The organism is Pseudomonas aegrilactucae (assembly GCF_019168305.1).
GTDB classification, from domain to species: Bacteria; Pseudomonadota; Gammaproteobacteria; order Pseudomonadales; family Pseudomonadaceae; genus Aquipseudomonas; species Aquipseudomonas aegrilactucae.
Genome location: NZ_JAHTBI010000010.1, coordinates 86,321 through 110,838, shown reverse-complemented (window position 1 = coordinate 110,838; position 24,518 = coordinate 86,321). Strand labels below are relative to the sequence as shown.

General features: G+C 63.7%; 18 protein-coding genes. 9 read left to right on the top strand and 9 right to left on the bottom strand.

The genetic code is table 11. From position 1 onward, the window contains the following. Positions 1-2 precede the first annotated feature (2 nt). From KUO17_RS03685 to KUO17_RS03660, 6 genes are all read right to left on the bottom strand, one after another. Positions 3-1,394, bottom strand: coding sequence for a GntP family permease (locus KUO17_RS03685; RefSeq protein ID WP_217973667.1), 1,392 nt, complete (start codon positions 1,392-1,394; stop codon positions 3-5). A 232-nt stretch (positions 1,395-1,626) separates the two neighbouring features. Continuing rightward, positions 1,627-3,018, bottom strand: a complete 1,392-nt coding sequence (locus KUO17_RS03680) for a sigma-54 interaction domain-containing protein (protein ID WP_217973666.1) — start codon at positions 3,016-3,018, stop codon at positions 1,627-1,629. 28 nt (positions 3,019-3,046) lie between these two features. Then, entirely contained in the window at positions 3,047-4,069 is a 1,023-nt protein-coding gene (locus KUO17_RS03675; protein ID WP_217973665.1) for an ABC transporter permease, read from the bottom strand. Next, complete coding sequence (locus KUO17_RS03670) at positions 4,069-5,127, bottom strand: microcin C ABC transporter permease YejB (RefSeq protein WP_217973664.1); 1,059 nt, start codon at positions 5,125-5,127, stop codon at positions 4,069-4,071. The genes KUO17_RS03675 and KUO17_RS03670 overlap by 1 nt, the downstream gene beginning before the upstream one ends. Next, complete coding sequence (locus KUO17_RS03665; RefSeq protein ID WP_255263389.1) at positions 5,124-6,956, bottom strand: extracellular solute-binding protein; 1,833 nt, start codon at positions 6,954-6,956, stop codon at positions 5,124-5,126. Before KUO17_RS03665 ends, KUO17_RS03670 begins: the two co-directional genes overlap by 4 nt. Positions 6,957-7,031: 75 nt before the next feature. Then, positions 7,032-7,313 (bottom strand): peptidylprolyl isomerase, encoded by a 282-nt coding sequence (locus KUO17_RS03660; protein ID WP_056839673.1) that lies wholly within the window; start codon positions 7,311-7,313, stop codon positions 7,032-7,034. A 192-nt stretch (positions 7,314-7,505) separates the two neighbouring features. On the opposite strand from KUO17_RS03660, the gene KUO17_RS03655 reads away from it, so the two are divergent. From KUO17_RS03655 to KUO17_RS03620, 8 genes are all read left to right on the top strand, one after another. Next, entirely contained in the window at positions 7,506-8,309 is an 804-nt protein-coding gene (locus tag KUO17_RS03655; RefSeq protein WP_217973662.1) for a hypothetical protein, read from the top strand. Continuing rightward, the gene (locus tag KUO17_RS03650) at positions 8,224-11,550 is read left to right on the top strand and encodes an RCC1 domain-containing protein (RefSeq protein ID WP_217973661.1); all 3,327 of its coding nucleotides are present in this window, start codon (positions 8,224-8,226) and stop codon (positions 11,548-11,550) included. Before KUO17_RS03655 ends, KUO17_RS03650 begins: the two co-directional genes overlap by 86 nt. A gap of 71 nt (positions 11,551-11,621) precedes the next feature. Beyond that, complete coding sequence (locus KUO17_RS03645) at positions 11,622-12,530, top strand: hypothetical protein (RefSeq protein WP_217973660.1); 909 nt, start codon at positions 11,622-11,624, stop codon at positions 12,528-12,530. 28 nt (positions 12,531-12,558) lie between these two features. Further along, entirely contained in the window at positions 12,559-13,569 is a 1,011-nt protein-coding gene (locus KUO17_RS03640; protein WP_217973659.1) for an Ig-like domain-containing protein, read from the top strand. Positions 13,570-13,599: 30 nt separating this feature from the next. Continuing rightward, positions 13,600-14,922: a hypothetical protein gene (locus tag KUO17_RS03635; protein ID WP_217973658.1), complete on the top strand. Its 1,323-nt coding sequence runs from the start codon at positions 13,600-13,602 to the stop codon at positions 14,920-14,922. A gap of 96 nt (positions 14,923-15,018) precedes the next feature. After that, the gene (locus KUO17_RS03630; protein WP_217973657.1) at positions 15,019-16,350 is read left to right on the top strand and encodes a hypothetical protein; all 1,332 of its coding nucleotides are present in this window, start codon (positions 15,019-15,021) and stop codon (positions 16,348-16,350) included. A 47-nt stretch (positions 16,351-16,397) separates the two neighbouring features. Further along, positions 16,398-17,687 (top strand): hypothetical protein, encoded by a 1,290-nt coding sequence (locus tag KUO17_RS03625; protein WP_217973656.1) that lies wholly within the window; start codon positions 16,398-16,400, stop codon positions 17,685-17,687. A 19-nt stretch (positions 17,688-17,706) separates the two neighbouring features. Next, the gene (locus KUO17_RS03620; RefSeq protein WP_217973655.1) at positions 17,707-20,445 is read left to right on the top strand and encodes an Ig-like domain-containing protein; all 2,739 of its coding nucleotides are present in this window, start codon (positions 17,707-17,709) and stop codon (positions 20,443-20,445) included. A 44-nt stretch (positions 20,446-20,489) separates the two neighbouring features. Here the strand turns inward: KUO17_RS03620 and KUO17_RS03615 are convergent, their stop codons facing one another. Continuing rightward, positions 20,490-21,563 carry a 3-deoxy-7-phosphoheptulonate synthase gene (locus KUO17_RS03615; protein WP_217973654.1) on the bottom strand — a complete coding sequence of 358 codons (1,074 nt, stop codon included), beginning with the start codon at positions 21,561-21,563 and terminating at the stop codon, positions 20,490-20,492. Between the two features lie 512 nt (positions 21,564-22,075). After that, the gene (locus KUO17_RS03610; RefSeq protein ID WP_217973653.1) at positions 22,076-22,741 is read right to left on the bottom strand and encodes a response regulator transcription factor; all 666 of its coding nucleotides are present in this window, start codon (positions 22,739-22,741) and stop codon (positions 22,076-22,078) included. Between the two features lie 372 nt (positions 22,742-23,113). Between KUO17_RS03610 and KUO17_RS03605 the strand changes: the two genes are divergently transcribed. Next, complete coding sequence (locus tag KUO17_RS03605; RefSeq protein ID WP_217973652.1) at positions 23,114-23,755, top strand: response regulator; 642 nt, start codon at positions 23,114-23,116, stop codon at positions 23,753-23,755. Here KUO17_RS03605 and KUO17_RS03600 read toward each other — a convergent pair. Further along, positions 23,752-24,405: a pentapeptide repeat-containing protein gene (locus KUO17_RS03600; RefSeq protein ID WP_217973651.1), complete on the bottom strand. Its 654-nt coding sequence runs from the start codon at positions 24,403-24,405 to the stop codon at positions 23,752-23,754. The two genes, KUO17_RS03605 and KUO17_RS03600, sit on opposite strands and share 4 nt — an antisense overlap. Positions 24,406-24,518 lie beyond the last annotated feature (113 nt).

Below are 24,518 nucleotides of genomic sequence, written 5' to 3'. Positions count from 1 at the left end.
CCTCAGACAATGCCCGTAGCGTAGAAGGTAGCGATGACCACGAAGACTGCCAGGGTCTTGATGATCGTGATGCCGAAGATGTCCTTGTAGGCTTCGCGGTGGGTCAGGCCGGTGACGGCCAGCAGGGTGATGACCGCGCCGTTGTGCGGCAGCGTGTCCATGCCGCCACTGGCCATGGCGGCAACCCGGTGCAGCACCTCCAGGGGAATGTTGGCCGCGTGCGCCGCCGTGATGAAACTATCGGCCATCGCCGCCAGCGCAATGCTCATGCCGCCGGAGGCCGAGCCGGTAATGCCAGCCAGCAGGGTCACGGTGATCGCTTCGTTGACCAGCGGGTCGGGGATGTTGCGCAACGCGTCGGCCAGTATCAGGAAGCCCGGCAGCGAGGCGATCACTGCGCCGAAACCGTATTCCGATGCGGTGTTCATGGCGGCCAGCAAGGCGCCATTGACCGCGCTCTTGCTGCCTTCGGCCAGGCGCGTGCGGATGACGCCGAATGCGCTCACCAGTACCAGCACGATACCCAGCAGCAGGGCGGCTTCAACGGCCCAGATGGCGGTGAGCCTGGCAATCTCGGTCTGCACCGGGGCGCTCATGCCGGGCAGGTTCAGGCTATGGGTCTTGCCGTACCAGGCGGGGATCCAGTGGGTGAACAGCAGGTTCATCACGCCCACCAGCAGCAGCGGCGAGAGAGCCAGCAACGGGTGGGGCAGGGTCAGGTCGGCGGCGGTTTCCGGCTCGTTGCGCAGGTCCGTGCCGTATCCTTCCCCGGCGCGTTGCGCCTTGTTGCGCTGGCGTTGCAGGTACAGCATGCCGGTGCAGAACACGAACAGCGTGCCGATCAGCCCCAGCCACGGCGCAGCCCAGGCGGTGGTATTGAAGAACGTGCTGGGGATGATGTTCTGGATCTGCGGGGTACCGGGCAGGGCGTCCATGGTGAAGGAGAACGCGCCCAGCGCGATGGTGGCCGGGATGAGCCGTTTGGGGATATTGCTCTGGCGAAACATTTCGGCGGCGAATGGGTACACGGCAAACACCACCACGAACAGCGATACCCCGCCGTAAGTCAGCAGCGCGCACACCAGCACGATCACCAGCATGGCCTGGCGCGTGCCGAGCAGGCGGATTGCGGCGGCGACAATGGAGCGCGAGAAGCCGGACAGTTCGATCAGCTTGCCGAACACGGCGCCGAGCAGGAACACGGGGAAGTACAGCTTGATGAAGCCGACCATTTTCTCCATGAACACCCCGGTGAAGGCGGGGGCGACGGCGCTGGGGTCGGTCAGCAGTACTGCGCCGAGGGCGGCGATGGGGGCGAAGAGGATGACGCTGTAGCCACGGTAGGCGGCCAGCATCAGCAGCGCCAGGGCTGCCAGGGCAATGATCACACTCATCGAGTGTCTCCTTGGGTGCATCTTGTTTTTGTGGGTGCGCAGGAGATAGCGAGGATCGTGCCATGTTTTTAAGTTATTGATTTGTAATGGTTAATTTGTTTTTTGGTTGAAATTACCCTTGCCTTGTCTCTATTTGGAGACTGCTGTGATCTCAACTGAGCCAGCAAAGGCTCACGCCAGATCAAGAGGGTGCTGCCGCACTGCTCGTCTCTTGTTTGAGATGAATGTCTCTTTATTGAGACTGAATCCCCAGCGCAACCAACTTCTTGTACAGCGTCGAGCGCCCCAACCCCAACTCCCGCGCCGCCTGCGGCACATTGCCGGCACAGCGGGCCAGGGCGTTTTGCAGCAACTGGCGCTCGAACGCCGCACACGCCTGCTTGTAGTCGAGCACGGGCGCCTCAAGCGCCACCGGCGTCAATTCCCCCAGCGCCGACTGCACCTGCACCGCACTCAGCAACTGCTGATCCGCCATCAGCGTGGCCCGCTCCAGCACATTGCGCAGCTCACGGATATTGCCCGGCCAGGCATGCCGAGCCAGCAGCACCTGCGCAGCGTGGTCAAGCTCGTGACGGCTGCCCAGGTCCTCCAGGATCGCCTCGCTCAAGGCGGGCAGATCGTCCCGCCGCGCGCGCAACGGCGGCACCTCGATCGGCAGCACATTCAGGCGGTAATACAGGTCGGCACGGAACTCGCCGCGCGCCATGGCGGCCACCAGATCACGCGACGTCGCGGCAATCACCCGCACATCGCTCTGCCGCATCTGGTTGGAACCCACCGGCTCATACTCTTTCTCCTGCAGCACCCGCAGCAGTTTGCTCTGCAAGGCCAGCGGCATGTCGCCAATCTCGTCAAGGAACAACGTACCGCCGTCGGCCACCTGCAACTTGCCGGGTCGGCCCTTGCGGTCAGCACCGGTGAACGCCCCGGGCGCGGTGCCGAAAAACTCGGCTTCAAGCAAATCGTGCGGGATGGCCGCGCTGTTGACGCTGACGAAGGGCTTGTGCGCTCGGGGTGACGCCGCATGGATGGCATGGGCGAGCAACTCCTTGCCCGTGCCGGTCTCGCCCAGCAGCAGCACCGGCGAATCACTGCTGGCCGCACGACGTGCGCGGCGCTTGACCTCAAGGCTCGCCGCACTGGTACCGATGAACTGCGCAAAACTGTACTTGGCCTGGCGCGCCCGCAACAGCGAGCGGGTCGAGGCCAGCTCCTGCTGCATGCTGGCGTAGCGTCTGAGCAACGGCGACAGGCTGTGCAGTTCATCGAACAGGGCAAAGCCGATGGCGCCGATGACCGCCCCCGCAGCGTCGTGAATCGGCAGGCGCATCACCACCAGCGGCTCTTTGGGTGTGTCGAGCAGGTCCAGCAGGATCGGCCGGCCCTGAGTGACCACCTCGCGCATCTGGCTACCGGGGATCACGCTTTCGCAGGGCTGGCCAATGGCGCCACTGGCATCCTCCAGGCCAAAACGTCGCGCATAGCGCTGGTTCATCCACACGATGCGCGCGTCACGATCGACGATGATCGTGCCTTCGCTGGACTGCTCGATGATTTCGAACAGCGAACGGATCGCCAACTGGCGCACGCGCTGATAGTCCTTGAGGCTGTCACTGTCTTGCATGGCCCGCTCCGCTGCAATGAGGCCGCGATTATGCCCGTGGATCAAACGCCTCGCGCAACGCATCGCCGATAAATACCAGCAGCGACAGTATCAATGCCAGCGCGAAGAACGCCGTGAAGCCCAGCCACGGCGCCTGCAGGTTCTGCTTGCCCTGGTTCACCAGTTCCCCCAGCGACGCACTGCCGGCCGGCATGCCGAAGCCGAGAAAGTCCAGCGCGGTGAGGGTCGAGATGGCCCCGGTGAGAATGAACGGCAGGTAGGTGAGGGTGGCGTTCATGGCGTTGGGCAGGATATGCCGGATGATCACCAGCCGGTCGGGCAAGCCCAGTGCCCGTGCAGCCTGCACGTACTCAAGGTTGCGCCCGCGCAGGAACTCGGCGCGCACCACGTCCACCAGCGCCAGCCACGAAAACAGCGCCATGATCCCCAGCAACCACCAGAAGTTCGGCTCCACGAAGCCGCTGAGAATGATCAGCAGGTACAGCACCGGCAGCCCCGACCACACCTCCAGCAGGCGCTGCCCGAGCAGGTCGACCCAGCCGCCGTGATAACCCTGCAGGGCCCCGGCGGTCACACCGATGATGGTGCTGATCGCCGTCAGCAGCAGCGCGAACAGGATCGACACCCGCGTGCCGTACAAGACCCGCGCCAGCACGTCGCGGGCCTGGTCGTCGGTGCCCAGCCAATTGCTCGTGGTGGGTGGGCTGGGGGTGGGCACCTGCAGGTCGTAGTTGGGGGTGTCGGCACTGAAGGGGATGGGCGCGAACAGCATCCAGCCGCCCTGGCCCTCGATCAGTTGGCGTACGTACTGGCTGCGGTAGTCAGGCTGGAACGGCAGCTGGCCGCCAAACTGCTGCTCGGTGTAGCGGGTGAAGGCGGGGAAGTACAGGCTGCCCTGGTAACCGAGCAGCAGCGGCTTGTCATTGGCCACCAGCTCCGCGCCCAGGCTCAGCAGCAACAGTACGCCGAATGCCCACAGCGAAAACCAGCCGCGCCGGTTGCGCCTGAAGTTCGCCAGCCGGCGCCTGGACAGGGGCGAAAGGCGCCGCATCAGTGGCGCCTCGTGGCAAAGTCGATGCGCGGGTCGACCACCGTGTAGCACAGGTCCCCCAGCAGGCGGATCAACAGGCCGAACAGCGTAAAGATGAACAGCGAGCCGAACACCACCGGGTAGTCCCGCGACACAGCGGCCTCGTAGCTCATGCGGCCCAGCCCGTCGAGGGAGAAGATCACCTCGATCAGCAGCGAACCGGCGAAGAACACCGAGATCAGCGCCTGCGGGATGCCGGCCACCACCAGCAGCATCGCATTGCGAAACACATGGCCGTACAGCACCCGGCGCTCGCTCAGGCCCTTGGCCCGGGCGGTCACCACGTACTGGCGGGTGATCTCGTTGAGGAAGGCGTTCTTGGTCAGCAGGGTCAGGGTGGCGAACCCGCCGATCACCAGCGAGCCCACCGGCAGCACCAGGTGCCAGAAGTAATCGGCCAGCTTGCCGAGCAGGCTCAACTGGGCAAAGTTTTCCGACACCAGCCCGCGCACCGGGAACCAGTTGAGCGAGGTGCCTCCGGCGAACAGCACGATCAGCAACAGGGCGAACAGAAATGCCGGCAGCGCGTAGCCGACCACGATCAGCGCACTGCTCCAGGCATCGAAGGCACTGCCGTGGCGTATCGCCTTGCGAATGCCCAGCGGGATCGACACCAGGTAGGTGATCAGCGTCGCCCACACGCCCAGCGACAGGGTGACCGGCAGCTTGTCCAGGATCAGGTCGGTGACCTTGGCGCCGCGAAAGAAGCTGTTGCCAAAATCCAGCCGGGCGTAGCTGGCGAGCATCAGCCACAGGCGCTCGGGGGCGGACTTGTCGAAGCCGTACTGGCGCTTGATGGTTTCCAGCAGCTTGGGGTCCAGCCCGCGGCTGGCCCGGGAGCCTGTGTGCAGCGTGTCGCTGCCGGCCCCCGGTGCACTGCTGCCGATGCCTTGCAGACGCGCCACGGCTTGCTCCACCGGGCCACCGGGCGCGGCCTGGATGATCGCGAAGTTCACCAGCAGGATGATCAGCAGGGTAGGGAATATCAGCAACAGCCGGCGCAGCAGGTAGGCCGTCATGGCGCCCCCTTCAGGCGTTCGGCCATTTGCGCATTTGTCAGCGGGGTAGGGCTGACCTCCCACCAGGTGTCCAGCGCCGGGTCATTGCTGGCCTGCACCTTGGGCAGGCCAAAGCGGTTCCACCACACGGTCGAGCTGCCGGGCGGGTAGTAATTGGGTATCCAGTAGTAATTCCACTGCAGCACCCGGTCAAGGGCATGCGCATGGCGCAGCATGTCGGGCTGGCTGTCGGCCTTGACCAGACCGTCGATCAGGCGGTCCACCGCCGGATCCTGCAGGGCCATGTAGTTGTTCGAACCAGGCGCGCTGGCGGCGGCCGAGCCGAAGTAGCTGTACAGCTCCAGGCCCGGCGAGGGCGACACCGGGTAGCCGGTGACGATCATGTCGTAGTCGCGCGCCATCAGGCGGTTGACGTACTGGGCAGCGTCGATGCGGCGGATTTCCAGGGTGATGCCGATCTGCGCCAGGCTGCGCTTCCATGGCAGCAGCAGGCGCTCAAGCCCTGATTGACCATTGAGAAAGGTGAAGCTCAGCGGCTCGCCCCTGGCATTGACCAGGTGATCGCCTTGCGGGCGCCAGCCGGCTTGCTGCAAGAGGTCCAGGGCCTGTAGCTGCTTGTCGCGAATCAGCCCCGAGCCATCGGTGCGCGGCGCCTCGAATACCCGCTCGAACACCTCGCCCGGCACCTGCCCGCGCAGCGCTTCGAGCAGGGCCAGCTCTTTGTTGTCGGGCAGGGCGCGGGCGGCCAGTACGCTGTTGGCGAAGAAGCTCTGCTGGCGAATGTACAGGTTGCGCATCATCTGCCGGTTGCTCCACTCGAAGTCCCACAGCAGGCCCAGCGCCTGGCGCACGCGACGGTCCTGGAACAACGGGCGTTGCAGGTTGAACACATAGCCCTGGGCATTCTGCGGCGCCTCGCGGGCCAGGTGCGCGCGCTGCAGGCGCCCGTCGTCCAGGGCCGGCCCGTTGTAGCCGATCGAGAAGCCGGTGGCGGAGAACTCGCGGTTGTAGTCGTAACCGCCGCCGCGCAGTACCTGGCGGGCCACATCGGTGTCACCGAAGTATTCGATCTTCAACTGGTCGAAATTGTAGCGCCCGCGGTTGACCGGCAGGTCGCGTGCCCACCAGTCGCGGTTGCGTTCGAAGGTGATGCTGCGCCCGTTGTCGACCCGTGCTATGCGGTAGGGGCCGCTGCCCAGCAGGGCGTCGAAGCCGCCACCGTTGGCGAATGCCTGATCGTCGAGCCCATGCTGCGGCAATACCGGCAGCGAAGCCAGGTCCAGTGCCAGGGTACGGTTCTGGTTGCTCTTGAAGTCGAAACGCACCTGCAGGGGCGACTCGACTACCACGCCAGCCACATCGGCAAACTGTGTACGGTACTTGAGATTGCCTTCGCGCAGCAGCAGGTCGTAGGTGAAGCGTACATCGTCGGCGCGCACCGGCTGGCCATCGGCAAAACGCGCACGTGGGTCGATGTAGACACGCAGCGACAGGCCGTCGCTGCTGCGCTCGAGCTTTTGCGCGATCAGGCCATACACGGTGTACGGCTCGTCCAGTGAGCGAATCGCCAGCGGCGCATACAACCAGCCGTCCACTTCACTGACCCCGGTGCCTTTGTCGATGTACGGCAGCACGTGGTCGAAGCCGCCGATTTCCAGCGCCGAGCGACGCAGGCTGCCGCCTTTGGGGGCATGCGGGTTGACGTAGTCGAAATGGTTGAACGAGGCGGGGTAGCGTGGGGCTTCACCGTAGACGGTGAGGGCGTGGCCGGGGGCGGGGGCGGGGGCGGCGAACGAGGGTTGGCAGGGGAACAGCAGAAATGCCAGCAAGAAAACCCTGGGCAAGCCCGCTCTCACAGGAGCAGGCTCACCCACGACACGGCCGGCAAGTGCGGCCAAGGCCGGTCAGTCCTGGCGGCTGGTCACTTCCAGCAGGTGGTAGCCGAACTGGGTTTTCACTGGCCCTTGCACGGTGTTCACCGGGGCGCTGAACACCACGGTATCGAATTCCTTGACCATCTGGCCGGGGCCGAACGAGCCCAGGTCACCGCCTTGGCGGCTGGACGGGCAGGTGGAGTTGGCCTTGGCGATTTCGGCGAAGTCGGCGCCGCCTTCGATCTGGGCCTTGAGTTCGTTGCACTTGTCTTCGCTGGCGACAAGGATGTGACGGGCGGTGGCTTTTGCCATGGAAAATGCTCCTGTTGGATAAAGGTCCAGCCTAGCGCAATTGGCTGCTGATTTCTCCCCCCCGTTGCGCTTGGCCTGTACGCCTACCTGATATTTCTGTCAGTTGTGCGGCTCCCCCTTTTTCTCTTTCAATCCGTCACAGCCCATGCCAGTCGATAAAGTCCTCGGCCCCCCCGGATTGGAGAAACGCACATGACGACCGATGCATCCACGCCTATCTCGAACGTCCAGCAACTGATCGACAGCTTCAATGCCATATTTGCCGAGCCAGCCCCGAGGTTCAGCATGTTCGCGGCAGGCACGCAGGCGCTGCAACGTATCTACATTCCTGGTTATGTGACGCCCATCTATACCCCGGGTGCCCAGGTGGGCGTGAACAAGGACATGGTCAACTCGGTTCGCGGGTTGCTGTGTGTCGTGCAGCCGTACGATCAGATGAAGGCCGGCGATGCGATCGAAGTCTTCTTCGGTGACCCGCGGGTTGCTGCCGTCAGGTTCTCGGTGCTCGCCGACCAGGTGGGCAACAACATCGAGTTCTACATCCCGGCGAAAAAAGTGCTGGCCGGCATTCGCGACCTGTTCTTTGTGGTGACGCGTGCGGGGGCGACCAACAAGGAAACCTCGCTGACGCTCAAGGTGCTGGTGCGCCTGGTGGCGCCTGGCGGCAACGACCCGCAGCCGGACCGTCCCGGGCATTACAACCTGCTGCCACCGCAACTGGTCAACCCGCCAGCCGACAAGATCGTGCACGAGGAAGACTTCCAGGAGATCGTGGGGGAAGACGGCGAGCCGGCACTCGGGATGAACGTGATCGTGCCGGCGTACCCGAACATGCGCGCCTACGACACCATCCAGTTCAGTTGGGGGGGGGGTGTTTGTCGAGCGCATGGTACTGCCTGGCGAAGAAGGCATGGATATCGTGATCGGCGTCAGCGAGGACAAGATCCGCGAGGCGGGCGACAGCGACGAGACGGTACTGGTCTACCGCATCTATGACGAAGTGATCAACGTCAGCAGCGACTGGTCGCTGCGCGGTTACGTCAGTGTCGAGCTCGACCCGGACAAACTTGAGGCCCCGGAGATCGTCAACCCCGATCCGGACGCCGCCCCCGGCGACCCGATCGATGTAGGCGCGCTGAATGGCGAGGGTGTGGACGTGCTGGTGTGGGCCGAGCGCAGTGGTCGCCTCAAACCCAACGATGTGGTCACACTGACGTGGGTCGGTACCACCGCACAGGGGCAGGTGATCACCTACACGCCTGCCGCCCAGACGGTCAAAAGCCGGCTGCCCGATGTACTGACCTTTACCATCCCCAATGCGCAGGTCAAGGCATTGGCGCAGGGCTTTGCGCGGGCCTGGTATACCGTCGCGCGCAAAGGCAGCGCACAACTTGTCTCCAAGCGCGCCGGCATCGACCTGATCGGCAGCAATGTGCAGTTGCCCCCGCCTTCGATCAGCGAGGCTGTCGACGGGGTGTTGCAGCCGACCCTTCAAATGGCCACGGTGGTGGTGCCCAAGCAAGCCCAGCTTGAGTATGGCGACAGTGTGACGATCACCTGGCGTGGCCTGCGGTCGGATGGCAGCCCGTTGACCTACACCGCCACGCGACCGGTAACCACCGCCATGGTAGGCAAGGATATCGAGTTCAAGGTCGATGGGGCAGCGAACCTCAAGCCGCTCAATGGCGGGACCCTGGAAGTCAGCTACCAGGTTGTCCGCGAGGGCCTCGGCAAGCCGCTTGAGTCGACCCCGCTTGGCGTGCAGGTCGGCCAGGCGCAGTTGGAGCTTCCCGCACCGTACTGCCCCCAAGCGCAGGATGGCGAACTGGACCCGAACACTGTCGACGAGGTCACCATCGAGATTGCGCCTTACACCGACATGCGAATCGGCCAGACGGTTCAGGCGCAGTGGTGCGATGAAGGGGGCAAGTGCATCTACGACGAAATGAAGATCACCTCGCGCAACGTCGGCAAAACGGTGGTCTTCCATATTCCCCATGGGGACTGGAGCACTACGCTCACGGGGCGCGCGCAGGTCACCTACCAGGTGATCGAGACCCACCAGCCGACCCGGGTGTCGGCGCCGTTGTCGCTCAAGCGTGCCGAACAAAGCACGCCCTTGCCGGACCCGATCGTTGAAGGTGCAAACAATGGCATGCTCACGCCAGCAGGTGATGCCACGGTACTGATCCCGCTGGGCGCACAGCTCAAGTATGGCGACGAGGTACTGCTGGACTGGGACGGCGACGGAATGGGCGGCAAGACCCAGATATCCTATATGACGCTTTCCGATCAGGTCGCAGAAATCCGCATGCAGGTACCTGCCAAGTTCGTCGAGGCAAACATAAACAACGCTGTGCGGGTGTTCTACATGGTGTACCGCTTCGACGGCAGCGAGCAGTACTCGGGTACCGTCAACCTGCGGGTACAGCAGGCCCCCTTGCCGCTTCCAGTATTCGTCGAGGCCACCGCTGGCCAGCAGTTGAACCCGGACGATGTGTCCAAAGGGGCAACGGTACTGGTCGATGCTGTCGCGCATTTCAAGCGCGGGGACAAGGTCACGGTGACGGTCGAAAGCCCCGTGTCGTCAGGCAACTTCTCCCAGGTTGTGACGATCGCTGCTGGCGCCGAGGAAAAGGCCCTGCGCATCACTGTGCCTTACGCCACCATCAATGCGAGCAACCGTCAGTCGATCAAGCTCAAGTATTCCGTGGTACGCGCCAGCGGCGTGCCGGTCGAGAACTCGCCGGTGAACGTCTATCTGGTCAACCGCGTGATCGGCACCGGTGAGCTGCGCATTTTCGGCGCCCGGTACGGGGCGAGCACCTATCGTGCGTCAAGCACCTCACGCATCCTCAGCGCCTTCAATCGCCAGACCCTGCAACCCATTCTGGCCGAATGGCGCTACAAGGACGAGACGAGCTGGACCGCAGGCACCACCTGGTTCGACCGTCAGCCCTGGAAACCGCTGCGGGTGCGTACCCAATCGGATGAAGTGGAGCTCAACCCCGCCAATATCATCGGCAACGGCAACGATGCCACCGTTAACGGCAGTGCAGCGTTCGTGGCCTTGCGCGACGAACGCGACGGTGGCGTTCGCGACATGGTGGGCTGGGGCAGTGCCGCACACGGGGCCAGTATTCCGCCAACCCTGATCACTTTCGACGATATCGTCGAGATCAGTTGCACGCGCAGTGCCTATGCGGCGCGTCGGGCCAACGGCTTTGTGGTGGGCTGGGGCAATGCCGCCGAGGGCGGGACCCTGCGTGCCAATGAAACCGGGGACTTCGTCGAGGTGCGCAGCAACTCCGTGGCGTTCGTGGGCCGCAAGCGCGACGGCCGCCTCAGCGGCTGGGGCTCGCTGCCCAATGGTGCCGATATCCCGCCTGCCATCATCGGCCAGGCCGGTTACACCGCCGTGTACGGTGCCGGCACCGCATTCGCTGCACAAAAAGCCAATGGCCAACTGGTGGCCTGGGGCAGTGCGGCAAACGGTGGCACCTTGCCGAGTGACATTGGCGCACTGACCGACATCATCTACGTCAAAGGCAACTTTGCAGCGTTTGCCGCGCGGCGCAGCAACAAGCGAATCGTCGCCTGGGGTAACGCCGGCTACGGCGGCACAGTACCGCTCGCCATTGCCACCCTTACCGATGTGGAATCCCTGGAGGGGGCAACTGCGCAGGCATTCAGTGCCTTGCGCTCGACCGGTCAAGTAGTGGCCTGGGGCGCAGCCAGCCACGGCGGCACAGTACCGGCGGAGATCGCAGGGTTGACCGATGTGCTTGAAGTGTCCACCACCTGGCATGCGTTCTGTGCGCGGCGGCGCAATGGGCGGGTGGTGGCATGGGGCAACACTGCCAATGGCGGCACGGTACCGGCAGCGGTGGCACAACTGTCCGACATCGTGCAGGTCACGGGCAGTGCGTGGGCATTCGCGGCATTGCGCAGCAACGGCACCGTCGTGGCCTGGGGGCGAGCAGAGGCTGGCGGTGACACCAGTCGAGTGGTTGGCCAGTTGACCAATGTGCGTGCGGTGTACGCCAACTCCAACGGGTTCACGGCGCTGACTTCCGACGGGCGTGTGGTGACCTGGGGCCAGGCCTTGGGCGGTGGCGACAGTACGTCGGTGCAGCCTGCACTGAGTGGCCTGGTGACGACTGGGCACAAGGTGGGCGCCACCAACGTCGCAGCCACGGCCGACGAGGAATGGCTGCGCACACTGCCGAATGCCTGATCTGCCTCGCTGATATGCCCCGCTCCCGACGCAGCAAGGCGTCGGGTGCATACTTGCAGGAGTTTGACGACATGACCGATTACGCCGCACCTACGATCGATGCCCTGAACAACGGCGCACTGGCTTTCGACCCCAATGGCAAGGCCTGGGTAAGTGTCAATAGCAAGAAAACTTGGTTCGGCAGCACGCTGGAGCTGTTCGTGCGCGATGAGGGGGGAGCGCTCATCTATTCCGGCGTCATGCCCGTGCCGAACCGAGACAGAATCGCTACATGGGACATTGCACTGGAGTGGTTTCGCGACTATCTGGACAAGCCGCTGAAGACCTATTACACGCTTACCAAGGAAGGCGTGCCGCCGGTGCAATCGGCAGTGCTACCGTTTACCGTCAAGGACAGTTTTGACGCGCCCATGGAGCTCGACCTGGCGGCCGACAACCACCTTGTGTTCTACAACTCGTACATGACACTCATACCGCCTCCCAGAACCCCGGCGTACGCACAGTTCACACGCGCGCTGTCGCAAGCGGCGGGCTATATCAGCAGTGCCCCTGACGTGGCCAGCGTGGATGCCAGTGGCAGGGTGAGCATCCTTGGCAATTCCCCAGCCGAGCCACCGCTGACCATCACGGCGGTGGACGCTGCGGGTACGCCCTTGGCCAGCTATACGCTGAGTATCCGCGGCGTCAGGGAACTGAACCTGCTGAGCGCGCAGCCCGACCTGGATGCAGCCGGTGCTGCACGCATCGTTGAGGCCCTACCTGGGTTTCGCCTGCCCAATGCCGACGACTTCCGTCGTTTCAATGACCTGTACGCACAACTCGACCCAGGCATTGGGCAGTACCTGAAACTGCCCGGCAACGGCCTGCTGGGGGGGCCGGACAACGCAGGCAACGTGACGTTCTTCGATTTCGAAACGCAGGGCGTCACCAGCGTCGATGCCACCCAAAAAGGCTATGCAGTGGGCATTACCGGGGCCTGATGAAGCCACGCCAGGGAGCAACCTTTTCATGAGATCAGCCATAAACACATCGCTGGCCCTGTTGCTGTACGTCTGCCTGGGCATGGTCAACGCCCTTGCCGACACTGCCCAGAACGCCGTCGACCCCAACCTGCAGCTGCCTCGGATTGCAGGGCTGCAGGGCAACGCGCTAGACCCGCAACAGGTGCCCGAGGCTGGCTTGAACATCACTGTTGACGGTGTCGGCGTCGATGAAACGGTGGTGCTGGCCCAGAACACACTCACCATATACCTCGCCGATGTGCAAGGCCAGACGCTTGCCTCGGTGGCCTGGCCCGTCCCGCAGCGCAATGCCGGCAAATCGGTAACGCTACCTATCGAAAAGCGCTATCTGAAGGACAACCTCGGCAAAACGCTGCAGGTCTATTACACCCTGACGAAGGAAGACCTGGCGCCCAAACGTTCTGACGCGGTGGCCGTGCTGGTCAGGGAGGGTTTCAGTGCACAGCGGACACTGGACCTGAGCAGTCACCCCTACATCGTGTTCAGTGACGCCAACGGCGTGGTGCACCCGCCGCCCACCATCCCCACATATGCGCAATTTACCCGCGTGCAACCCGGTGCTCAGCAGTACACCAGCGATAACGATGCGATGGCCAGGGTCGATGCCAATGGCCAGGTTTCGGTATGGGGCAATGGCAGTGTCACCATCACTGCCACAACTGCGGCGGGTACGTCATCCAGTTACACGCTGACGGTGCGTGGAGTACGTCAACTGCAACTGCTCAGCACGCAGGACAAGTCCACCTGGGCCCAGGCACAGGCGCTGGCCAGTGCCGGGGGCTACAGCGTGCCGACCGAGCAGGACTTTCGGGTGATGCTGAAGCTGTATTCGCTGGCACCCGGCACATTCGCCAAAACCTACGACCTCAACCCGTACTGGATCTGGGGGCAGGCGGTGGGGGCCGGCACGGCGGTGTACCTGGACATGTACGACGACCTGGTCACCGCCGGGTATGCGAGCGAGTACGATCTGGCCTATCCGGCCGGTATTCGCTGATCGGTGGGCCACGCGGCCAGGGAGTCGACAATGAAGAGCCTGATGCGTTTACTGTGCCTGGGCTGCACCTTGTGCCTTGTACAGGGTGCAGCGCACGCCCTCGGGGGGGCACAAACCGCTGCGCTGCTGAATGCGCGCTACGCCAGCACCGCGCCCCAGTGCGTGGGGCGCGCACCCGCCTTTGCCTGCAGCGGCATCGTGCTGCGCACGCTGATGCCCAACCAGGCCGAGAAGTTCTGGGTGCCTGGCGCCGCCGAAGGCACTGACATGCGCTTCAGCTTTGTGCGCAAAGACCATGTGCCGACGACGTTGGGCTCGGGCGCGGGGTTCTTGCTGTTTGATCGCTTTACGGCGCTGGCCCACGGCAAGCCGTACCAGGCCACTCAGACAGCGGCCAACCTGAGCGAGGTGGTGGTGAACGGCTGGAATGCGCAGGCGCCCGGGCAACTCGCCATCCAGGGCGTGTTCTATGACACCGGGCAAGCCGGCAGTCTGTTGCGCGCACAGAACAGCCAGCGCGATTACTTCCAGGTCACCGGTACATGGCTGCCGGTACTGCGCTTGCAGCTTGACGAACCACAGGGGCAGGTCTTCGGTTTCAGTCAGCAAGACCAACTGGACAATGGCTACCGGGTGGCGGCACGGCTCAACGCACGCTACCTCGACACCGGCAATGGCGACGACACCTGCCGGGGCAATCGGGGCGCCTTCTACTGCCGTGGTGTACTGCTGCGCACGACCGATGTCGGCAACTTCCGTGCGTGGGATCCGAGCCCCAGTTCGGTACACGGCAATGGCGTGTCCTTCAGTTATTTTCGCGCCGACACCAAGGTGCTGCGCACCTACAAGGGGCAGGGGCTGGTGATACGCGAAGCGGCGGCGCCGGCAACCACACCCTTGTCTCTACGGTGCGTGTACCCCTTCGATGCTGGCACTGGCGGGCAGGCCGACATGTGCAACTTTCGGCCTTCGTGCGCCTCACTGGGGATCGATTCGGCAGCTGCATGGTTGGCGCGATACCGTGCCAGCCCGCACTCAAGTTGTTGGTTCTCCACGGCGGCGCAACAATTTCGGGTGGCCAACGAGATCCGCCAACAACTCAGCGATAGCCTTGGCTGGAATGAATTGATGGTAGCTGCCTGGCCCGCCGGTGCGCCGCTTGGGTTGCCGCTTGAGGCGCTGCTCTACAGCAGGACCACTCACCTGGGGGGCGATGGCCTGGCAGGTGGCAAGCGGTTCCAGACCGATTACTTCACCGATACGGGCCGTACCTTGCCGCTGCTTCAGTTGCACCCGATGCCCACAGATGGGCGCCTGTTCACCTACGACCCGAACGATCAGGCCACTCGGTAATCGACGCAACAGCGGCCAACCCACTGCCCCTGCCCAAGCCGGACCGGCAGGACCAGAACGTCTGACCTGCCTATCCCGTAACATGAGGCCCTCAACATGTCGATCATCTGGCGAGTATGCGTAGCATTGATGCTATCGGGTCACGGCGCATTGGCCCTGGCCGAGGGCGGCGTCGAGGTCGCTCGACAACTCAACGCCCGCTACAACCATACGCCTGCACAGTGCGTCGGGCGCACCCCCGCATTCTCGTGCAGTGGTGTGCTGTTGCGCGGCGTGCCCGCTACGTTCACAGGGCCGTTCTGGACATCGACTGACCCGGGCAGCAGCACCTTGCGCTTTGAATTCTTGCGCAAGGACCGCCCGCCAGCGTCGCTCAGCGCCACGTCGGGGTATCTGTTGTTCGATCGGCTGACTGCCGTGGGCCGCAACACCCCCTATCAAGGCTCCCAGGTGACAGGGTCACCGGGCGTTGTGCAGGTCGATGCGGGCGCGTCCGTGCAAGCGGTTGCCGTGCAGGGCTTGTTTTATGACACGCTCAAGGCCGGTGGCCTGCCGCAGGCCCAGCGCAGCCAGGTGGATTACTTCAAGGCAACCGGTGTCTGGCTGCCGGTGCTGCGTTTGCAGCGCAACGATGCGCAAGGGCAGGTGTTCGGCTTCAGCCAGAGCGACCAGGTGAGCGAGGGGTACAGGGTCGCCCAACGGCTCAACGTCCGCTACGGGGCAACCGACATGCGTTGTCGCAACGGGAACTCGGCATTCGATTGCAATGGCGTGCTGTTGCGCTCTACTGGGGTGGGCAGCTTCCATGCATGGAACCCCGGCCCCTACTCGGTGGGGGCCGGGGCGGTGTCCTTCAGCTATTTGCGTCGCGACGCCTCGATCACGCTCGTTGTATGGCCGCAGGGCTACCTGATTCGCGAGTTGGCGGCGCCGGCCACCTACCCCCTGCGCGCGGGATGCTTTTTTCCGGCCGATGGTGCAACGCACTATTCCGGTACCACCTATCCCTGCACCTTTCGCGGCTGGTGCGAACAACGCAACCCACCCGTCGCCAGCGTGGCAGACTGGACGGCCAGTTTCGCGGGCGACGTCTTCGGCAGTTGCGCATTTCGGCCACAGGCCGACTACGTGCAACTGATGATGGATTTACGGCGCACCCGGCCCGGGTTTTCCGGCTGGAACGAAATCATGATCGACACCTGGCCCCAGGACATTGCACTCAAGCTGCCGATCGAAGCGTTCTTCTACAGCTTGAACTCATATTACAAACCCGCAGCCGGTGCAGTGGGCGGGCTGGGCGGTGGTCAGACGTTCCAGAGGGATTACTTCCAGCAGACCGGACGTACGCTTGCGCTGGTCAGGCTGGACGTGCTGGCCAGCAATGGCCAACCTTTCTCGTTCGACCCGGCGGTACAAGCGCTGCCCTAGTCGGTACGCGTCGCCACGATAGGTCATGTGATCAAAGGAAAGAAACCATGTCGACCTTACTCCAACCCCTGTATGTATTGATGCTGTGGCTTTTGGCGGGTGTACTCCAGGCCCAGGAAGGGACCTCGACCGCACAGTTGCTCAACGCGCGCTACCTCACGGCGACGAGGACGTGCGTGGGCGGCCTGGCGCCGCTCAATTGCAGCGGCGTACTGGCCCGTACGCTGGACGGAGCGCATCCGACTCCGTTCTGGAAACACGATGCCCAGGCGATCGCACAAGGCTACGAACCGTTCACGTTCCTGCGCGAGGATCAATCGCAGATGCTTGCACGCGACAGCCATGGCTACCTGCTGTTCGATCGCCTGACGGCCGTGGCGCTTGCCCAGCCGTGGGATGTCGTGGCGGGCCAACAACCGGATGAGCGCCCGCTGCGGGTGCAGAACTGGGATGAAAGCCTGCCGGCGCGAATTGGCATACAGGCGCTGTACTACTACCCCCTGAACGCCCCCGGCAAAGCGACCGGCCTGGCCGGTGCGCAGCGCAACCAACTGGCTTACTTCCAGGCTACCGGCACCTGGCTGCCGATCGTACGTGTCGATCTCGATACGCAGGGCGGGCATGTGTTCGGCTTCGATCAGCAAGATCAGTTGTATAACGGCCAGAGGGTTGCAGAGCGGCTCAACCAGCGCTTTGCCGAAGTGGCCAGCACCTGTCGCGACGGGCGGGCTGCCTTCTACTGCTACGGTGTGCTGATCCGGGCGGTGCAGGGCGCCGCCAGCTTCAAGTCCTGGAACCCGAGCAGCAACTCGGTGGGACGCAATGGCGTGTCGTTCTCCTATATTCGCGCTGATGTCGGTACCCAGCGCCTGGCGGGGACCGAGGGGCTGATCTACCGCGAAACCGCAGCGCCGGTCCTCAACCCGCTGATCGTGCGTTGCGCCTACCCGGCCAACGCGGGTACCAGTGGCATCCCGGACAGTTGCCGGGCCAGTTGCGAGTCCAGGGGCATCACCACGGTGGCCGCCTGGCGTAGCCAGAATTCCGGGTGCGCGTTTGCGCCAAACCCCGCGCAGTTCCAGCTCAACATCGATGTTAATGCCCATGGCGGCGCCTGGAACGAAATCATCATTGCCGCCTGGGCGCAGAACATACCCCGGCAGCTTGCCCTTGAGGCCAGTTTTTATACCCGCGGCAGTGGCGGGTTGAATGGCGCCCGGTACATTCAGCGCGATTACTATGAGCAGGCGCAAAAGGTCGTGCCGGTCATCCAGGTCAACCTGGGGGCGGGCAATGGTCAGGTGTTTGCCTTCCTGCCCCAGGACCAGAACCTTTGATTCGCCAAGGTGAACCCACATGAACACGACTCCCACAGACGCCACCGACGAACCGCAAGCCGTCACGCTCACCCTCAATGACAGGCGCCAAGCCTTCAATCGGGCCTACCAGAGCGCACAGGGGTTCGGCATCATGAGTGCGCCGTCAATACCGCCGCTGTTCGTGCCAGGTGCACTTATCCTGGGCAACGGCACGGACATCGGCATCAATCGCAATCTGGTACAGAGCGGAACGGGGTTGCTGCTGGAGGCTCAGGCATACCCGGGCATGCAGGCAGGGGACGTGATCGAGATCTTCCTGCACCCGCAGTCGTTGATTACTCCCCCCATACCGGCCAAGACAGCCACCTTGGGTATCGGTCGCGAAGGCCTCGACATTGCCTTGTACGTGCCGCAGCAGCGGGTCGAGGAGGGCATGCTCTACCTGTATTGCCGGGTCACCCGTGCCGGCACACATGAGGTCGAGGAGTCGCCGTGGCTCAGCGTGTGGTGCAAGCTGAGCCTTCCCGCCGGGCCCGATCTGAAGCCGGACGAGCCCTGGCATAGCGCGCTGAACGCGCCACAGGTCATGCAACTTGTCGATGAGCAGACTTTGGGGGAGTTCGTGCAGGTCACCATCGAGCCTTACCTGGGCATGGCTGCGGGCGATACCCTGCGACTGCACATCGGCCTGGAGCAGCAGGACTACCCGGTGCGCGAGCAGGACATCGGCCAGACCATGACCGTGCATGTGCCGGCCGAGGTGCTGCGCAGCGCTGGCGATAGCGATGGTCTGGCGCTGTATTACCGGGTGATCGACCCGTTGAACAATGTGTCCGAGAAAGCTTCGGCGCGTACTTTTGTTCAAGTGAGTCTTGGCAGTAAGGGGCTGGATGCGCCCTTTGTGTTTGACAACGATGCACCGCAAGTGCTCGATACTCGGAGCCTGGGAAATGCCGATGTACCGTTGAGCGTGAAGGTCGACTTGCCTGACTTTCAGCCGGGCGATGAGCTGGAGGTGGTCGGTATCGGCATGGGCGCGCTGGGGCAACGGGTCGAGATCCGACCCGCACGCCAGGTCATTGGCCAAGTGGGCAAAGCCTACCTGTTCATGCTGCCCAACCCGCAGGTGCAGCGCCTGGCGCGCGGGCTGCTCATGGTTGGCTATACCCAGCGCCGCGGCAACGTCGAAGTCGGGCAGTCGTTGCACCGTTACATCGATGTGCTGGGGCCTGCCCCGGAGTTGCCTGAACCGGTGCTCGTCGAAGCACGCAACGGTACATTGGACCCTGCGTTGCCACGCTGCACGGTCGCCATCAGCTACCCGAGCATGAGCCCAGGAGATTGGGTGGAGCTGTTCTTCTATGGCTACACGGGCGCAGGCTACGCCTATGCCTGGACACTGGAGCGTAGCGTCAGCCGCAACGATGCGCTGCGCCAGCAGATAACCTTCAGCATAGGCGCCGAACATCTGTCGGCCCTCGACGGGGGGGCCGTGCAGCCGCGCTACCAGGTGTCGAACGATTCGCTGCCCAGCCCACTGGAGTCGTTGCATGGGTGGGTGCAGGTGGGTGAGCTGCTCGCTGAGCTGGCGCCGCCTGAGGTACCCGCCGCCGGGGACGATGGCACGTTGGCGCAGGCTGACACCCGCGGTGGCGTAGACGTGATCGTTGCGGCCAACCCCTGCATCACGCCCGGCAGCGTGGTGACCGTAAAGTGGCTGGGCGATACGGCGCTCGGCACCTGCGAAGGGGTAGCCGAAGCGCGGGTATACAAGGTGCCCCAAGCGGTGGCGCAGGCATCTGTCGGCCATTCGGTCGAGGTCACCTACACGGTACGCAACCCAGACGATGGCCGGCTCAGGCTGTCTTTACCCTTCCAGTTGCGGATCATCGCGGATGAGCCGGTGGTGTTGCGTGCGCCTGTCGTGCTGGACGTGGATGGCGCGGTGCTGGACCCGACGTTCCTGCCTTCGGGGGTGCGTCTTCAGGCCGCTTATCAAGGTATGCTGGCGGGGGACGAGGTAGTGCTCAGGCTCACGGGCAAGCAGGCATACAACGCCCCCGCGGTGCGTGTTGAACCCTTCCGTCCGGTGGTGATCAGCGTGCCGGCCAAGGTTCTGCTTGGCAATGCCGGCGAGCTGATCCAAGTGACCTTCAGCGTTGCCCGCGAAGGCCAGCCATCAAGGGTGTCGCCTGCATTGAACCTGCAGGTACGGAATGCGCTGGGTATCGTGCTGTCTCCGCTTGAACTCAACGGCCTGTCGATCAAGGTCGAAGGGTGGAAGGCGACCAGCGCGGTGTCGGTGGGCAACACCGCCACTCGGGTTGCCAGCGGTGGCGTGCCGCCGTACACGTACGCGTCCAACAACCCGACAGTGGCTACCGTCAACGCGGCAGGGCTGGTCACAGGCAACCGAAACGGTACAGCTGTCATCAGTGCGACCGATCTGCGAGGTACCCAGGTGAGCTACCCGGTGCGGGTCAGCAATGTGTATCGATTGCTACACAACTGGGGGCCGGTGAATCATCACCAGGCCGTAGCCTGGATGAATTCGCTGGGCAATGCCGAACCGTGCAGCGGCCGGGCGGTGACCGACCTGCAGCGGGTGTATGGGCGCACGTTGGTTACCGGGGGCTACTGGCACTTCTGGCTTTGCGAGAAGAACGGCTGCGGGGGGAGTGGTTTCGCCTTCTATCATGCCACCAACCATGCCATACACTGTGCCGATTACTTCAATACCAACATTCATGCAGCGTGGTGTATTCAGCGCACATGATGAGGGTGGCGCCGCAGTGGCGCCCCTTCTTGTGCGGTACACAACTAACGGCGTTGGCTGGCCGCCGCATCGCTGAGCAAGGCTTCGGTGGCCTCCCAGCCCAGGCAGCCGTCGGTGATCGATACACCGTAACGCAGGGGGGCCTTGCCCAGTGCCTGGCAACCTTCAAACAGATGGCTTTCGAGCATCATGCCGATGATCGAGCGGTCACCCTGCAAGCGTTGCTGCAGCACCTGATTGAACACCTGAGGCTGGCGCAACGGGTCCTTGCCGCTGTTGGCATGGCTACAGTCCACCATCAGGCGCGGGCGGATGCCGGCCTTGTTCAGCCCCTGGCGTGCCTGTTCCAGGCTCGCGGCATCGTAGTTGGGGCCCTTGTGGCCGCCGCGCAGTACCAGGTGGGTATCGCCATTGCCGAGGGTTTCGACGATTGCCGGATGGCCCTGGGCATCCAGCCCGAAGTGACGGTGTGCGTGCGCGGCGCTGCGGATCGCGTCACAGGCAATGCCAACACCGCCGTCTGTACCGTTCTTGAACCCGACTGGCAGGCCCAGGCCGCTGACCATCTCGCGGTGAATCTGCGACTCGGTGGTGCGTGCACCAATCGCCGCCCAGCTCAGCACATCATCGAAGTAGCCCGCCGCCATGGGTTGCAACAGCTCGGTGGCCACCGGCAGGCCCCATTCAAGCATGCCCAGCATCAGTTCGCGAGACAGCACCAGGCCGCCATGCATGTCATCGCTGCCATCCAGGTGCGGATCGTAGGCCAGACCCTTCCAGCCCACCGTGGTGCGGGGCTTCTCGACATAGGCGCGCATGACCAGCAGCAACTGGTCATCGACCTGGCGCGAGAGGGCGGCCAGGCGGTCGGCGTATTCGAGGGCAGCACGCGGGTCGTGCAGCGAGCAGGGGCCGACAATCACCAGCAGGCGGTTGTCGTCGCCGTCGAGGATCGCCTTGACCGCCCGGCGGTGACGCTCGACCTGGGCGCTCAAGGCGCTGGACAGGGGCAATTGCTGCTTGAGTTGCAACGGGCTGGGCAGGCGCAGGCTGAGTGCGCTGTTGGCGGCGGTGGCGTGCGGTTGGGACAGGTTCAGAGCTTGGGTGGACGCTTGCATGGTCGGTATTCCTTGGGCGGAAGGCGGGTTCGGTCCCGCGCCTTCGGCCCTAGCGAGATGTTCGATTTCGTGTCGGTGTCTGTGTGCCACCTGTACTCGACCGATCGGAGGCGGCTGGCTGGCCCGAGCGGCAGTGGCTAAATCGCCAGGCAAGGCTTTGGTAACGGTAATAAGTGTTGTGGTTCATGTGGCAATCCTCGTCAATGTCGGTTGTGTACAGCGCCCAAAAACAAAACCCCCGGTAGGCAGGGCCGACCGGGGGTTGAGTATTCTCATGTTCGGCGGCCCTGGGGAGTGGGCGCCGGTGTGGGTATCAGCGGCGCCTGTGGCTAAACCAATACCCAAAATAAAAGCCGCTGGCAGACAGCGTCACACACGCAGGCGCAGCCACCTGGCGCGAGTCGCGGCCGGTGTGCAGTGCTTGGGTGAGGGAAGTCGATGACATGCTGTGCTCCAGTTGATGTGCCCGAGCTTACTTCAGGCACTTGGCCCGATGCAACCGCCAATCGCAATCAGCGGCGCAGGTACGCGGTGAAGTCGATATCGCCGGCGCTCAGGATCGCCTGCACCCGGTTGTGCACGTTGAGCTTGCGCAATATTGCCGAGACATGCGCCTTGACCGTGGTTTCGGCGATGTCCAGGTTGTAGGCGATCTGCTTGTTCGACTCGCCCTTGGTCATGCGCTCCAGTACCAGCAACTGCTTGCGTGTCAGCGCCTGCAGCAGTTCGGGGGCAAAGCCTGTCTGCTCGCCGTGGCTGCGGCGGGTACCGCTCTTCTGGGTGCGGATGATGTCCGGTGGCAGGTAGACATTGCCGTTGAGGATCTGCTCGATGGCGTCGGTCATCTGCAGGCGCGGTGACGACTTGGTGATGAAACCCACCGCGCCATAGGTAATGGCCTGCAGCACCACCTGCTTGTCCTGCTCGGCCGAAACGATCACCACCGGTATCGTCGGCGCCTCGTTGCGCAGGTTGATCAGCCCGCCCAGGCCGTGCATGCCCGGCATGTTCAGGTCCAGCAGGATCAGGTCCAGGTCGTCGTGTTCGCCGGTCAGCGCCAGGGCGCTGTCCAGGTCGGCGGTCTCCATCACCTCGCTGCCGGGAAAGCCATCGGTGATGACGTTGTGAATCGCTTCGCGAAACAGCGGGTGGTCGTCGGCGATCAGGATCTTGTACATGGCTTTGCACCTTATTGTTGTAGTGATGATGACCGCAGGGCAGACAGTGTTCAGGGGAAAGCTTCGGGGGCAGCGGGGTGGACGGACAGGCCGGCCGCCTCCCAGGCATCCAGGCCGTCACGGTACCAGTACAGGCGCGTGTAGCCCAGTCCAGTGCACCGTCACCGGTGTCGACCAGCCAGTGACTGCCCGGCAGGCGAGGGCACGCAGCAACATGAGCGTCAGTCTCGTTTTTGTCATGCACCGTATTACAGGCCAGTACTGGCGCTTTGTGAATGCGACCATCGACAGAGCAAGCAGTACCAAAGTAGTAGCTCTGGGGCTCGGCGGCGGCTCTAGCATGGGGCATAGCCACTACAGGAGTACTGCGCGATGAGCCTCTTGCTGGTCGATGACCACCCGATGATCCGCCTGGGCCTGGCCAGCGCCCTGGGCGCGGGCCTCAATGGCATTGCGATTCGTGAAGCAGACAGTGGCGAGCACGCCCTGCAGCAGGTGCAGGAGGCGTTGCCAGGGCTTGTGATCATGGACTTCGACCTTCCCGGTATCAGCGGCCTGGAAACCACACGGCGCCTGCGTCAGCGCCTGCCACACCTGCGCGTGCTGTTTTTCAGCGAACACACCGAGCTTGGCCTGGTGCGTCAGGCACTGGAGGCGGGTGCCTGTGGTTTTCTGTCGAAGGCCGCGTCGCCTGCGGTAGTGCTGGACGCTGTGCGCCGGGTACTGGCCGGGCATGCCTACATAGAGCAGCCTTTGGCCACGCAACTGGCCTGCCAGCCACATCAGGCCCAGGGTGGGCATGCCCGTCTGCAGGGGCTGACCCAGCGCGAGATCGAGATATTCCTGATGCTGGCAAAGGGCACGCCGACGCGCCTGATCGCCCAGCAGTTGTGCATCAGCGCCAAGACCGTGTCCAACTACCTGACCTTGCTCAAGAGCAAGCTGCAGGTCAGCTCCCACGCCGAACTGGTGCACCTGGCGATCGAAGCCGGCCTGCTGCGTATCGCCGCCTAGTCCCAGGTCTTGGGGCAGCCCTGGCAGCCTTCCATGTTGCTGTCCTGAAAGTTGGCGTAGTGCTGGCGGGTGCCGCGCAGGTCGGCCTTGGCCAGGTTGCTTTCACCGAACTTGGCTTCCTGCAGGTTGGCGTCGGCCAGGCGTGCGCCGGTGAGGTCGGCACGGCTCAGCCAGGTCATCTCCAGGTCGGCGGCTTGCAGGTTGGTGTTGTGCAGTTTTGCCCCCGACAGGCGCGCAAATTCCAGGTAGGCAGCGCTGAGGTTGGCATCGTTGAACGTGGCGCCCTGGGCGAACATGCCCCAGGCTTGTACCGCGATCAGGTTGGCACCGGTGAGGTCGGCGACGCGCAGGTTGGTCTGCTGCAGGCTGGCGCGGGTGAGGTTGGCCCCTTGCAGTCTGGCTTTTTCCAGGTTGGCCAGGTCCAGCTTGGCATGGCGCAGGTTGGCGCCCCGCAGGTCGGCCCCGGCCAGGTTCATCTTGCGCAGGTCCTGGTTGTTGAGGTCGGCATTCTGCAGGTTGGCGCCGGGGCACTGGCTTTCGGGCTGGATGATGCAGCCGTTGATCGTGAGCGGGGCGTCGTCGCCGGTGTCGCTGCTGGCGGCGAAGGCGGGGCAGAGGGCGACGGCGAGCAATAGCGGGAGGTACTTCATGGGAATCTCCTTGGGCAGTGAACATGCATTCGCTGGCAAGCCAGCTCCCACAGGGTTCTGCAGTGCTCACAAAACCCTGTGGGAGCTGGCTTGCCAGCGAAGGGGGCGCCGCA

Bases quoted from the DNA above. Each gene is read 5' to 3' on its own strand.
- KUO17_RS03685 (WP_217973667.1), bottom strand. From the start codon at position 1,394: ATGAGTGTGATCATTGCCCTGGCAGCCCTGGCGCTGCTGATGCTGGCC.
- KUO17_RS03680 (WP_217973666.1), bottom strand. From the start codon at position 3,018: ATGCAAGACAGTGACAGCCTCAAGGACTATCAGCGCGTGCGCCAGTTG.
- KUO17_RS03675 (WP_217973665.1), bottom strand. From the start codon at position 4,069: ATGCGGCGCCTTTCGCCCCTGTCCAGGCGCCGGCTGGCGAACTTCAGG.
- KUO17_RS03670 (WP_217973664.1), bottom strand. From the start codon at position 5,127: ATGACGGCCTACCTGCTGCGCCGGCTGTTGCTGATATTCCCTACCCTG.
- KUO17_RS03660 (WP_056839673.1), bottom strand. From the start codon at position 7,313: ATGGCAAAAGCCACCGCCCGTCACATCCTTGTCGCCAGCGAAGACAAG.
- KUO17_RS03655 (WP_217973662.1), top strand. From the start codon at position 7,506: ATGACGACCGATGCATCCACGCCTATCTCGAACGTCCAGCAACTGATC.
- KUO17_RS03650 (WP_217973661.1), top strand. From the start codon at position 8,224: ATGGATATCGTGATCGGCGTCAGCGAGGACAAGATCCGCGAGGCGGGC.
- KUO17_RS03645 (WP_217973660.1), top strand. From the start codon at position 11,622: ATGACCGATTACGCCGCACCTACGATCGATGCCCTGAACAACGGCGCA.
- KUO17_RS03640 (WP_217973659.1), top strand. From the start codon at position 12,559: ATGAGATCAGCCATAAACACATCGCTGGCCCTGTTGCTGTACGTCTGC.
- KUO17_RS03635 (WP_217973658.1), top strand. From the start codon at position 13,600: ATGAAGAGCCTGATGCGTTTACTGTGCCTGGGCTGCACCTTGTGCCTT.
- KUO17_RS03630 (WP_217973657.1), top strand. From the start codon at position 15,019: ATGTCGATCATCTGGCGAGTATGCGTAGCATTGATGCTATCGGGTCAC.
- KUO17_RS03625 (WP_217973656.1), top strand. From the start codon at position 16,398: ATGTCGACCTTACTCCAACCCCTGTATGTATTGATGCTGTGGCTTTTG.
- KUO17_RS03620 (WP_217973655.1), top strand. From the start codon at position 17,707: ATGAACACGACTCCCACAGACGCCACCGACGAACCGCAAGCCGTCACG.
- KUO17_RS03615 (WP_217973654.1), bottom strand. From the start codon at position 21,563: ATGCAAGCGTCCACCCAAGCTCTGAACCTGTCCCAACCGCACGCCACC.
- KUO17_RS03610 (WP_217973653.1), bottom strand. From the start codon at position 22,741: ATGTACAAGATCCTGATCGCCGACGACCACCCGCTGTTTCGCGAAGCG.
- KUO17_RS03605 (WP_217973652.1), top strand. From the start codon at position 23,114: ATGAGCCTCTTGCTGGTCGATGACCACCCGATGATCCGCCTGGGCCTG.
- KUO17_RS03600 (WP_217973651.1), bottom strand. From the start codon at position 24,405: ATGAAGTACCTCCCGCTATTGCTCGCCGTCGCCCTCTGCCCCGCCTTC.